This is a genomic window from Nonomuraea sp. NPDC049714 (assembly GCF_044465295.1).
Classification (GTDB): domain Bacteria; phylum Actinomycetota; class Actinomycetes; order Streptosporangiales; family Streptosporangiaceae; genus Nonomuraea.
The window spans coordinates 132,570-144,551 of sequence record NZ_JBITLM010000016.1 but is presented as its reverse complement, the minus strand read 5'-3'; the positions used below and the strand labels follow the sequence as shown (position 1 = coordinate 144,551).

10 protein-coding genes are annotated in these 11,982 nt (G+C 69.5%); 6 read left to right on the top strand and 4 right to left on the bottom strand.

Annotated elements, in window-relative coordinates; translation table 11 throughout:
- Positions 1 to 11: 11 nt before the first annotated feature.
- A complete protein-coding gene (locus ACIBQX_RS43525) occupies positions 12 to 623 on the bottom strand; it encodes a TetR/AcrR family transcriptional regulator (protein ID WP_397015361.1) in 612 nt (203 codons plus the stop codon).
- Between the two features lie 427 nt (positions 624 to 1,050).
- On the opposite strand from ACIBQX_RS43525, the gene ACIBQX_RS43520 reads away from it, so the two are divergent.
- From ACIBQX_RS43520 to ACIBQX_RS43505, 4 genes are all read left to right on the top strand, one after another.
- Positions 1,051 to 1,956 carry an NADP-dependent oxidoreductase gene (locus tag ACIBQX_RS43520; protein WP_397015359.1) on the top strand — a complete coding sequence of 302 codons (906 nt, stop codon included), beginning with the start codon at positions 1,051 to 1,053 and terminating at the stop codon, positions 1,954 to 1,956.
- A 51-nt stretch (positions 1,957 to 2,007) separates the two neighbouring features.
- The gene (locus ACIBQX_RS43515; protein ID WP_397015357.1) at positions 2,008 to 2,730 is read left to right on the top strand and encodes an alpha/beta fold hydrolase; all 723 of its coding nucleotides are present in this window, start codon (positions 2,008 to 2,010) and stop codon (positions 2,728 to 2,730) included.
- A gap of 168 nt (positions 2,731 to 2,898) precedes the next feature.
- Positions 2,899 to 4,041 (top strand): Gfo/Idh/MocA family protein, encoded by a 1,143-nt coding sequence (locus ACIBQX_RS43510; protein WP_397015355.1) that lies wholly within the window; start codon positions 2,899 to 2,901, stop codon positions 4,039 to 4,041.
- A gap of 621 nt (positions 4,042 to 4,662) precedes the next feature.
- Positions 4,663 to 4,860 (top strand): hypothetical protein, encoded by a 198-nt coding sequence (locus ACIBQX_RS43505; RefSeq protein ID WP_397015353.1) that lies wholly within the window; start codon positions 4,663 to 4,665, stop codon positions 4,858 to 4,860.
- 133 nt (positions 4,861 to 4,993) lie between these two features.
- Here ACIBQX_RS43505 and ACIBQX_RS43500 read toward each other — a convergent pair whose 3' ends face one another.
- From ACIBQX_RS43500 to ACIBQX_RS43490, 3 genes are all read right to left on the bottom strand, one after another.
- Positions 4,994 to 5,623 (bottom strand): hypothetical protein, encoded by a 630-nt coding sequence (locus ACIBQX_RS43500; protein ID WP_397015351.1) that lies wholly within the window; start codon positions 5,621 to 5,623, stop codon positions 4,994 to 4,996.
- 141 nt (positions 5,624 to 5,764) lie between these two features.
- Complete coding sequence (locus tag ACIBQX_RS43495) at positions 5,765 to 6,718, bottom strand: AAA family ATPase (protein WP_397015349.1); 954 nt, start codon at positions 6,716 to 6,718, stop codon at positions 5,765 to 5,767.
- 29 nt (positions 6,719 to 6,747) lie between these two features.
- On the bottom strand, positions 6,748 to 8,325 hold the full coding sequence (locus ACIBQX_RS43490; RefSeq protein ID WP_397015347.1) for a Mu transposase C-terminal domain-containing protein: 1,578 nt from the start codon (positions 8,323 to 8,325) through the stop codon (positions 6,748 to 6,750).
- Positions 8,326 to 8,568: 243 nt separating this feature from the next.
- Here ACIBQX_RS43490 and ACIBQX_RS43485 point away from each other — a divergent pair, with 243 nt between their 5' ends.
- Positions 8,569 to 8,874 (top strand): trypco2 family protein, encoded by a 306-nt coding sequence (locus ACIBQX_RS43485; protein WP_397015345.1) that lies wholly within the window; start codon positions 8,569 to 8,571, stop codon positions 8,872 to 8,874.
- Between the two features lie 15 nt (positions 8,875 to 8,889).
- Positions 8,890 to 11,982, top strand: a 3,093-nt coding sequence (locus ACIBQX_RS43480; RefSeq protein WP_397015343.1) for a trypsin-like peptidase domain-containing protein, incomplete at its 3' end; no start/stop codon positions are given.

The window sequence follows — 11,982 nt, the reverse complement described above, 5'->3', positions numbered from 1 at the left end:
AGTTCGCTGTCTCAGCCGTGGGACCAGGACACCGCGTTCATCGCCACATCAGCAACCCGGCGCAGTTCCGCCTCGCTCTTGCCCGTCGCCGCCTGAACGGCGATGCCGTACGCGACCGTCGTGATGTAGGCCGCCAGCGTGCGCGGATCCTCGGTCTCCGGCAGATCACCCTCGGCCCGCGCACGCAGAAATCGGGACTCGAGGCGCGCAGCGCCATCCTGGCGCCAGTCGACGAGGACCTTCTGGGCAGTGAGCCCGTTGTCGCCGGCGGACAGTGCAGCCTGGACGCCAAGGCATCCGTGGGGTGCCTCGCGACTCGTGCTGGCAGCGGCTGCGCCGCGAAGAATGGACTCGGCCACTTCGCGTGCGGTCGGCTCGGACAGTGCACGGATTCCGTAGGAGGCTGGGCCTTCCGTGTACCGCTCGACCGCTCGGCGGAACAGCTCGTCCTTGTTCCCGAACGCCGCATACATGCTGCTGCGAGTGATGCCCATCGCCTCGGTCAGGTCCGTCAGGCTCGCCCCTTCGTATCCTTTGGCCCAGAACACTCTCATGGCTTGTTCGAGGGCGTAGTCGGGGTCGAACTCGCGGGGTCGCCCCAGCTTGGTCTGCGATACGGGCATGGCAGTCATTATGCCCCCTTACGGACCAGGCAGTCCAGATAACGCGAAGGATCAGGCGTTCAAGCCGCCGTCGATGGTGAGCACAGCTCCGGTGATGAACGCCGCCGAGGTGCCCGCGACGAAAGCGACTGGGACGCCTGTGCAACCCCGCGCAGCGCGATGTCATGACGCGGGCGATCGAGCTCGCGCGGGCCGAGGACGGCGCGAACACCCAGGCCTGACGCCCCGGGCCGTGACGCCTGCCCGCACGGTTGAGGGCTTGCGAATAAATCTCTGCCCGTCTACGTTACTTGTGGAACGATCAGTCCTGAATTAACGTACTGGACCTCCGGACGTGACCTCGCTACCGGGCCTCCGTGAGCGAGCACGCCGAAGCACGCCGCAGCGGAAGTGCCGCCGGCTCGATATGAGAAGGAGAAGGATCATCATGAAAGCCGCCGTCATCACCTCGTTCGGCGAACCCTCCGTGTTGCGGGTTGCGGAGGCTCCGCGACCGGTGCCGGGTCCGGGTCAGGTACTGGCGCGGGTTCACGCCGCCGGGGTGAACCCGGCGGAGATCCTCGCACGCGCCGGAGCGTTCCGCCTGCGTGCTCCCGCCATCATCGGATTCGAGTTCGCCGGCGTCGTCGAGGCGGTCGGCCCGGGCGTCGACGAGGGCGTGGTCGGCGACCGCGTCGCCGGGTGGCCGGACTCCGCCACCCAGGGCTCCTACGCCGAGTACACGGTCAGCAGCAACTTCGCGACGATCCCCGACGGCGTTTCCTTCGAGGAGGCCGCGGCCACCGTCATCGGCGCCGACAACGCGGCGAGGGCGCTCGGGCTTCTGAACCTTCGCCCGGGTGACACGCTCGTGGTCACCGGCGCGAGCGGTGCATTGGGCGGCGCCGCCGTGCAGTTCGCGCGACAGCGCGGTGTGACGGTGATCGGCGTCGCCGGGACTGCCAACGCCGACTTCGTCAGGAGTCTCGGTGCGATCCCTGTCGCCCACGGCCCGGGCCTGGTCGAGCGCATCCGCGAAGCCGCTCCCGACGGTATCGATGCCGCGCTCGACACCGCCGGCAAGGGGCTCCTTCCCGCCCTCGTCGATCTCCTCGGCGGCCCGGACCGGATCGTGACGCTCGCCGACCGCGATGCCGCACGATACGGCGTCGCATTCAGCCCGGGAGGCAGCGGGAATCGCGACCGCGGCCCTGTCCAGGAAGCCCTGAATCTGATCGCCGCCGGCGCATGGACCGCACGCATCGGCCGGAGCTTCCCACTCGACGAGGCCGCGGACGCCCATCGCCTCGTCGCCACGGGCCACACCCACGGCAAAGTCATCCTTCTTCCCTGACTCGGCCGACCGGCCATTCCACCACGACAACAATCAATTGGAGAATCCGAAATGCCTGCAGTCCTCGTCCATGGTGTACCTGATACCCACCGGCTTTGGGACACCGTCCGTTCCTATCTTCAGCGCGAAGATATTGTGACGATCGATCTCCCCGGGTTTGGCGTACCCCTACCAGCGGGATTCACGTCGACGAAAGAAGAGTATCTCGATTGGCTTATTAAGAAGATCGAAGAAATCGGCGAACCCGTCGACCTGGTCGGTCATGATTGGGGGTCTCTGCTGACGGGCCGTCTCGCGTCTATCCGACCAGATCTGGTGCGGACATGGACAGGCATCAGCGGGCCAATCGATCCGGAGTATCCGTGGCACTATCTTGCCAAGATCTGGCAAACGCCAGGCGAGGGCGAGCAATGGATGGCGGACCTCGACCTCGAGGCGTTTGCAGCAAGCCTCAATGAGGCGCAGATGCCGCGCGACGCGGCAAACGAATCGGTTCGGCATCTCGATGCCACTATGAGGGCAAGCATTCTCGCCCTTTACCGTTCGGCGATCGAGGTCGGGGCGGAGTGGAAGCCAGGTTTGAGCAACGTGACCGCACCAGCGCTAGTGATCTGGGGCCTGGACGATCCGTTTCTTCCTCACCGCTTCGCCGACGAGCTCGGTAATGCCACACGCGCACGTGCCGTCTTCAAGCTGCGCAGCTCGCATTGGCCGATGATAGAGCGTCCGGCCGATGTCGCGCGCGAACTCGAGGCCCACTGGGCTCACACGTAAAACCTGCGCTTGGGTCACTCGGGCTCGAACCCCGCGGCCGCTACGCGAACGGCAATAATTGCTCGCTCGCCATGGTGAGCCCGAGTGCCCACGCATTTGTCCGGAAACGAATCATCGTGACGCAGCCCGGAGAGCGTTGCCGGGGCTGCACAAGGCAGGAGCATCGTAATGACGAATTCAGCAAATACCCGGATCGGCGTCGGCCTTATCGGGGCTAGTGCCGATCGGGGTTGGGGCGGAATTGCTCACGTCCCGGCGCTGCAGGCGCTCGACGCGTTCCAGATCCGCGCCGTCAGTACGACTCGTATGGAGAGCGCGAACGCGACCGCTCGTCGGCTGGGCGCCGATCTCGCCTTCGACACACATGAGGCTCTGGTCGTGCGACCGGAGGTCGACCTGGTGGTGGTTGCGGTCAAGGTGCCGGAGCACAAGCAGATTGTTTCCGACGCGCTGGCCGCGGGCAAGATGGTTTATTGCGAATGGCCGCTCGCAAGAAACCTATCGGAGGCCGAAGCGCTGGAGGGGTTTGCCCGCGAGCGGCGGCTGCGGACGGTTGTCGGGTTGCAGGGCGGCCTGCACCCGCCGATCCTCTTCCTTCGCGACCTCATCGCGCAAGGCGTGATTGGCAAGCCGCTCAGCACGAGCATCCGAGCGCATTTGACCGACGACATGTGGGTCGGCCGATATGACCCGCCGGTCGAGTACATGGCTCACGCAAAGCATGGCGCCACGCTTCTGAGCATCATGCTCGGCCACGGGCTCGAACCGCTTGCGCGCGTGCTCGGCACGTTCGAGAGTCTGTCCGCCGTCGTCGCCAATCAGCGCGGTGACGGCGTCCGCCTCTCCGATGGCGCGTCGCTGCCGAAGGACGCGCCGGATGAGATCGTCGTCGCCGGCGTTCTCGAAGGCGGGATCGTCACTTCGCTGCACTACAGTGCCGGGCAGTCTGCCGGCTCGGCGATGGTATGGGAGATCCAGGGCACCGAGGGCAGTGTGCGTGTGGAGTCGGCGTCGGGCTACATCCATTTCACCGATTTCACCATCACGCTGCGCCGCGGCAGCGAGCCTGTCCAAGTGCTACAGGTCCCCCCCGCTTATGCGGCTCCCGACCTGCAACTCGACGCACCCGCAGCGGGGGTCGCCCGCCTCTACGCCCAGTTCGCCGCCGACCTCCGCGACGGAACCGCCGATGCGCCGGATTTCGCGGTCGCACTCGATCGCCACCGGGTACTCGAGGCGATCACACGGGCCGCTGAAACAGGTCATCGGCAGCATCTGTCCCGCCCCGACCGAATGAACTCCAATCTTTGAACCCGGGAGAGGCACTGCCGCAGGACCCGAGGAGATGGCGATCCGCGAGCTAACCCTGACTTGATCACACAGAGCTGACCCGCACCGTGTCGAAGAACTCTGCCGACCAGCGGGACCTCGCCCTCCATCCCTCTTCTTCAATGCGGCGCCGACTGCGTCGCTCGCCCACCGCTTCCCCCGCGCCGTGCAGCGCTCATCCGCATCGCCGAATCGTGCCCATGTGTGCCCCACGACGCGGGCTGCTCAGGTGGCATTCGACACCAGCTGGCAGGCGTGGCGTGGCCATACCTGTGCGTCTTCGGTCGGGATGATCCTCGAAGAGCCCGACGATCAGGACAACGACCGAGCGCAGCGCGATTCGGGACATTTATCCGCGGAATCGCACACGCGGTTCAGGGACATTTAGGGTCGGTCACCCCCCACTGCCGGGACATCTGTCCGCGGAATTTGCAGTGTGACGGGCGCCAGCCGAACTTCGAGGAGTCGATCCAGGGGATCCAGGTGCCGGGAAGTTGGCCGCCGCAGAACGCCCGGACGCGATCTTCGGCTACTCCGACCTGCAATCGCGCGATACGGGTCCGTGGCCTGATCCGAGCCGGGCTGACTACCCGGCTGACGAAGATGGTCCTGGACGCGGAGCAGCAGTGCGCCCTCGATCAGATCCCCGAGTGCCCCATCGATCTGGCCAAGGAGCTTGCCGACGAGCTGACGGCCATCAACGACAGGCTCCAGGAACTCACCCGGAGCCGTGACACCCTCAGCGACTATCTGGAACGCACACGCCACGGGGCGCTGCTGCCGGGCGCGACAGCCCGCTGAGACTCGGCTGGTGGCGGGAGCTCGGGTGGCCGCGCCTCGACCTGCTCGATTTCCCTCATGGCTCCAGCGCCAGGGACGACCTGGTGTCCGCGCAGACTGCTGCGGACACCAGGTCTTGTTCCTGCCGGCACACCTACTCTCGGACGCCGGTTCGTGCGGCTCGCTCGACCCGGGCGACCAGGCGGCTGTTGTGAGCGGCGTGCGCGAACCCAGGGGTGTGGTGGGTGCCGTCGGCGATGTCGCGCGCGAGGCTCGCGTAGACCTCGCCCACGTTGAGGGCGGCACCGGTCCAGATCTCAGCGGCGGCCGGACCGGTTCCCGTGGCGACGGGGCTGTCGGGCGCTTCGAAGTCGACGTTCGAGGTCAGCGTGAGGTCGCCGACCTGGACGCCGGCGGGGTGGTTGCCGGTCAGCCTGAGCCAGCCGTCGGCGCCACGGACCTCGAGGCTGAACCGGGCGTCGGGCACGGGCACGCCCGCCAGAACCTGTACTCCCACCGGGGCGCCGGAGGTGGTCTTGAGGATCGCGTCGAGGTGGTCCGGGACCTCACGGGTGGTGGTCGTGCCGGTGTCGGTCAGCTTCACCTCGGGCCAGAGCAGCTCCGTGCGTGCGTCGATCTCGGTGATGTCGCCGAGGACCGTCTCGATCACGTCCAGTACGTGGCCCACCGCGATCGTCATGAAGCCGGCGCCGGCGTCCGCCTTGTCGAAGTACTCGTAGGCGCTCACCGACTCCGGGCCGTTCCCGAAGGTCGTCGCGGTCACTCGGTGTAAGTTCCGGCGGTAAATGGCCGGGATCTCCAGCGCTATTTGGCCGGACGTGATCACGTGGCGGTACGAGTACGGCCCCGCCGTGGCGGGGCCGGGGTTGTCGATGTGGTGGGTCGCGAGTTCGAGGCGGGAGCCTCACATGACGCCGATGATCAGGTTCTCGCGGGCGGCTTCGACGACTTCCTTGGTCACGGTGCTCAGCTGGTTAATCTCCAGGACGCGTTCGATCTGGTCGACGAGGCGGGTGATGAGGCGGAAATTTCCGCTGGTGATGCGGGTGATGGCGGCGATGGCCTCGGTCGTGGCGAAATCGTCGCTCGCGCCCAGGCCCAGGTGGGGCCATTTGCGGTCCAGGACGTGCGCCTGTTCGTCGATGGACAGGGGCTTGTAGTGGTGGATGAAGCCGACCCGGGAGTAGAGCTGGGGGTAGCGGGCGAGGCGCTTTTCGATGCCGGGCATGCCGATGAGGATCACGCCGATGCCGGTGCGGTCGTGGTGATCGCGGAGTTGTTCGAGCCCGGCTGTTTTGAGCCGGTCGGCCTCGTCCACGATCAGGAGTTCGGCACCGGTGGAGCTGGTCTGAGGTGAAGAGTTGTCGCCGTTGCCTCGGCCGGTCTGCAGCATGAGGTCGACGGTGCGGCCGAGCCGGTCGCACAGCAGGGAGATCTCCTTGTCGAGCTTGTCCGGGGTGCTGTGGACCTTGGGGGTGTACATGACGGCACGGACGGCCAGCACGTCGTCGGCCTCGGGCGCGGCGGCCGATCCCTGCCCGTTGAGGTGCGGGGCGAGCTGGTCCCAGCGGGTGTAGGCGCGAGCGGATTCGGTCTTGCCGACGCCCGGGCCGCCGTAGCACAGGCCGATGTAGCGCTTGCGGCGGACGGCTTCGGCGAACTCGCCGAACCTGCGGTGCTCCTTGGTCACCATGAGCGGCGCGGGCGCTGGCTCGGATCGGTTCGCGGGAGCGGGGCCGGGCTCGAGCGCAGGGCGGTCGGTGGTGTACGCGCGCGCCGTGGAGCTGGCAGCGCTGGGCGGGGTCGGGGCTGGGTGGGGTTCGGAGGTGTTCTCACCTGGGGCATCGGGCTCATCCACGCCGGGGATCTTTCCGGGCGGAGCGCCGATCACTCATTCCAGTAGCGTTTGAGTCGCGGAGCATCGCCAGGGGTAGAGGTGTCGCCCGCGTCGCCTGCGCTGTCTGCACTGTCTGCAGGGGAGGCAGTGTCCGGGGTCGTCCATCGGCGCAGCCCAGTCGTGGCCGGATAGGCGGCGGGCAGCGGTTCGTCGTGCAGGGCCAGCAGGGTGTCGACCACGGTGGCGCGGGTGGCGAGCCGGCCGCGCAGCTGTTTGCGGCGGGCGTTGCGCGCGGCGGTGATCTCTTTGAGGCTGATGGTCTGGCCGGACAGGTGCGGGCAGATCGCCCGGCACAGGAAGGTGTCGTCGGTGCCATCGGGGCGGCGCAGGTAGACGCGGATCTCGGTGATGTCGCGGGGGTCGTAGCGGATGGTGACCTGTTCGCCGACGTAGTCGGCCAGGACCGGGTCGATGTAGCGCAGGGCCAGGAACTGGATGCCGTCGGTGTGGACCTTGCGCGGTTTGGCGACGGTGCACAGCAGCAGGTCCAGCTGCTCCAGACAGTCGGGCATGCGCGGGATGAACGCGCCGGCCTCCCACCTCGCCTGCGGCGGGAGGCGGGTTTCCGAGTGCGGGCGCAGGTTGTAGACCTCGCGGATGAACCTGCCGATCGCGGCGTCGAGCTCGGGAAGGGTGAGGGTGGCTTGGGCGGCGCGGCCGGTGCTGCCCTTGGGGGCGTAGCCGGGCAGGTGGGCCAGGCACATCTGGTTCATGGTCTCCATGAACCGTTCGATCTTGCCGTGGCCGTGCGGCTGGCCCTTCTTGCTGAACACCGGCCGCACGCGCAGGTCGGCCATCACCTGTTCCAGATGGGCGGAGGTGAAGTCCGGGCCGTGGTCGAGGTGGAAGATCTCGGGGATGCCGCACACGTGCCAGCCCGGTTCGGCCTTGCGCCAGATCGCCTGCCGGAAGGCCAGCGCGGTGGACAGCGCCGAGGGCGCCTCCAGGTTGACCGCGTACCCGGCGATCGCGCGGGAGTGGTCGTCCTCGATGGCGGTCAGCCACGGCCGGGCCGGTTGCCCCTTGGGGTCTATGACCCACAGGTCCAGCTCGGTGTGGTCGGCCTGCCAGATCTGGTTCGGCTGGGACGCTTCCCTGCGATGCACCAGCTCATACACCTCCCGGTAGCGTTTGCTGCCCTCCACTCCGAGCGCCACCAGCGCCGGGTCGAGGTTGCGGACGATCTCGTGCACGGTGGAGTAGCCGGGGACCGGCCAGCCCTGCGCGGTGGCGACGCTGGCGGCCTGCCGGTGGATCACCGCGATACTTCTGCGGGGCGGCCGCAGCGCCAGGCCCTCGATCAGCAGCCGCAACGGCTCGGGCATCCGCACCCGGCCGCGGTCCGAACGTGACCGGCGCACCAGAGCGGCCAGGCCGCCGGCCTGGTAGGCGGCGCGCCATCGGCGCAGCGTCCGCTCGGGGATCCCGCAGGAGGCGGCGATGCGGGCCAGCGGGACATCGTCTTGGAGGTGGGGCCGCAGCAGCCGCCAGCGCTCGAGCGCCTGCAGGCGTTGCGCGTCGCTGAAGCCCGTCAACGGGGGGTCGCCGTCCGGTGCGGCTGCTTGCATGAACCGTCCCTCCCTGACCGCCTCACTGAGCTGGCCTCCTTCGGAGTGTGCCCGCTGCGCTCACGAAACTTGCCGACAGAGTGGCGGATGGCGCATGCGCGGTCGCCGACGGCGCCGCCGTACCGGCGACCATCGTCATGTGGTGTCGGTTTGTGGGGGGATCGGCGGGAAGGGCGGCGCCGCAGGCGTTCGGCGGCCTAAGATCAGGTTTCTGGCCGGGTCCCTGGTGCGGTGGGAGGGCGTGTGGCAGAGCTTGGGCTGCCGGAGGCGATCGAGCAGATCCGTCAGGAGCTGCGGGAGGCGATCGCCGCGGGCGCTGATGCGGAGATCCAGTTCCCCGTCGGGGAGGTGACGCTGGAGTTCCAGGTCGGGGTGACCAAGACCGGTGAGGGCAGCGGCAAGGTCAAGGTGTGGGTGCTAGAGGCCGGCGCCGGCGGCAAGGTCGAGCACGAGCGGGTGCAGAAGGTGACCGTCGTCCTGCAGCCGCCCGTCGATGCGCACGGTGACCCGGTCAAGGTGGCCCGCCGTTCGTCCGCCAAGCCGGGTTAGCCAAGGGGGGCAGCGGTGCTGGTGGCGATCCAGGACCGGTTTGTCGAGGTGATCGCCCAGATCACCGTTGGCCGCGGCTCTCGGGCCCGGACGGAGTGGCAGGTCGCCTCGGGTTTCATGATCGAAGGTCGGCACGTTTTGACCTCGTTGCACGCTGTCGCCGACGGCGACATCGAAGTCCGGCGGGCCATCCCCTGGCCCGATGGCCCGAAGAGGAGCTGGCGGGCGCGGGTGCTGCTGCGCGGAGATGTCGGGCACGCGGATCTGGCCGTGCTGGAGCTCACCGAGGACGCGCCGGCGGAGATCGGGCTGCTGCCGTTGATCGGGTTCGCCCGCGTCGCCGAGCGTACGGAGCGGTTGGAGGTGGTCGAGGACTGCGGCGCGGTGGGGTTCCCGCGGTTCCTGGAACGCGGCCACGGTGCGACGGCGGTCCGGCAGGCCGCCCAGGTCAGCGGCCGGATCCCCATCTCGCAGCGGCCGGGGCCGGGCCTGCTGACCCTGCAGACCGGGCATCGTCCCGAGGGGCCGCCGCTGCCGTCGGCCGGCACGGCGCTGGCCGGGTCGGCCTGGTCGGGCATGTCCGGGGCGGCGGTGCTGGCCGGTGGCCTTGTCGTTGGGGTGGTGTCGGAACACGCGCCGCGTCAGGGCGCCTCGGACCTCACCATCGTGCCGATCACCCTGCTCGACACCCTCCCCAACCGTGACGCGTGGTGGGCGCTGCTCGGCACCAGCGTTAGCCGACTGCGCACGCTGCCCGAGGCGGGCGGCGGCGTGGTGTGGGCCGACGGCTGCCCGTATCAGGGACTGGCGCCGTTCGGCCCGGAGCAGGCGGTCCTGTTCCACGGGCGGGGCCAGGCCACCGCCCGGCTGCAGGCGATGGTCACCGCCGAGCGCGCGGAGGGCGGGCTGGTCATGGTGACCGGCGCCTCCGGGGCGGGCAAGTCGTCGCTGCTGCACGCCGGGCTGCTGCCCGCCCTGGACGCCGCGCCTGATGACCCCAGCGGATGCTCATCGTGGCCGCAGATATGCTTCACCCCCGCCGAGCGGCCGCTGCAGGAGCTGGCGGTGCAGTTGGCGGTGCGGTGCGGCGCCGACCCTGATGTCGTGGCGGGTGAACTGCGTGCCGATCCTGCCCGGGCCAGGGTGCGGGCCGGGCAAGTGCTGGCGGCCGAGGCGATCCGCCGCCGCCAGCTGGGTGGGTCAGGCCAGACTCCGCGCCGGCTGATCATGGTGGTGGACCAGTTCGAGGAACTGTTCACCTCCTCCGTGCGCGGGCACGCCGGAGAGGTGGCCGCGTTCGTGGCCGCGCTGGAGGCGATCGCCACCCCTGCTGCCCCACCAGCGGCTGGCCCGCAGGATCCCGGTCGGGAGGCGGCCGACCGGCAGGGCGCAGACTGGCACGATCGGGAGCCGGCCGGGATTGTGGTGCTGGCGGTGCGCGGCGACTTCATCGACCGGTGCGCCGTCCACCCGGCGCTGGCGCGGGCGCTGGAGGGGCGGGCGTTCGTGCTGGGCCCGATGAGCGAGCCGGAGCTGCGCAGGGCGATCACCGGGCCGGCCGCGGCGGCCGGGCTGCGGGTGCAGGACGGCCTGGCCGAGCAGGTGGTGCGTGACCTCATCGCCCACACCCGGGGTGCTGCGGCGGATGGGGCGCCGGGTGGCGGCTCGGTGGTGGGGGCGCTGCCGCTGCTGTCGATGGCGATGGTGCGCACCTGGCACCACCGCCACGACGGGCAGCTGACCCTGCACGGCTACGACCGCTCCGGCGGCGTCGCCTCCGCCGTTGAGGATGCCGCCGAGGACGCCTACCGCGACCTGCCCCCGCGCCAGCAGCAGGCCGCCCAAGGGGTCTTACTCGCGCTGACCCTCATCGGCACCGACGGGCAGCCCGTCCGGCAGCGGGCGAGCGTCGGTGAGCTGGCCGCCCGCTGCGAGCCGGCCGAGCCCGAGGTGGCCCGCCACGTCGTGACGGCCTTCACCCGCGCCCGGCTGATGGTGACCGGTTCCGTGCCACCCGCCCCCGTACCCGCGCCCCTGGGCGCATCCGGCCCGACCGCGACGGGCGACAGCGCTTCCTCCACGGCGACCGTGGATCCTCTCGCGGACCCGGCGGCCGGCACCGTCGAACTCGCCCACGACGTCCTGCTCACCGCCTGGCCACGTCTGTGCTCCTGGCTGGCCGAAGAACTAGCCGATCGCCGACTGCACGGCGAGATCTGCCAGGACGCCACCCAATGGGAGCAGACCGGCCGTGATGCGTCGTTCCTGTATCGCGGCATCCGGCTGGAAACGGCCCAGCGCGCCGCGGCGAGTTGGCACGCCGACCCCGGCCGCCACCTCAGGCTGCCCGAGCTCGCCACCGCCTTCCTGCACGCCGGCACCCGGGCCGCCACTCGCACCCGGCGCCGCCGACAGGCCCTGTTCGCCACCCCGGCCGGACTCCTGGTCATCGCCATCATCACCGCGATAATTGCGGCGCGCTCCGCCCAGGACGCCGAACAGGGACGCCTCGTGGCACTGTCCAGCCGACTAGCCGCCGACAGCCAATCCTTGCCCAACGACCCGGTGACGGCGGCGCGTCTGGCAGCAGCGGCCTGGGCGATTGCCCCGACCAGTGGCGCCCAGGCAAGTATGTATGCGGTGGTCAGCCGGCCCGCACGAGGCGTCCTTAAGGGCCACACCGGTCTGGTGTACTCGGTGGCGTCCAGCCCGGACGGCACCCGCCTGGCCAGCGCCGGCCACGACGGGACGGTGCGGGTGTGGGACGTGGCCACCGGCCACCCGATCCGCACCCTGACCGGCCACAAAGGCGCGGTGAAGTCGGTGGCGTTCAGCGCGGACGGTAAGCGCCTGGCCAGCGCCAGCCTCGACGGGACGGTGCGGGTGTGGGATGCGGCCACCGGCCGCCAGATCCGCACCCTCGCCGGCCACACCGGCCCGGTGACCTCGGTGACGTTCAACCGGGACGGTAAGCGCCTGGCCAGCGCCGGCTACGACCAGACGGTGCGGATATGGGATGCGGCCACCGGCCGCCAGATCCGCACCCTCGCCGGCCACACCGGCCCGGTGACCTCGGTGACGTTCAACCGGGACGGTAAGCGCCTGGCC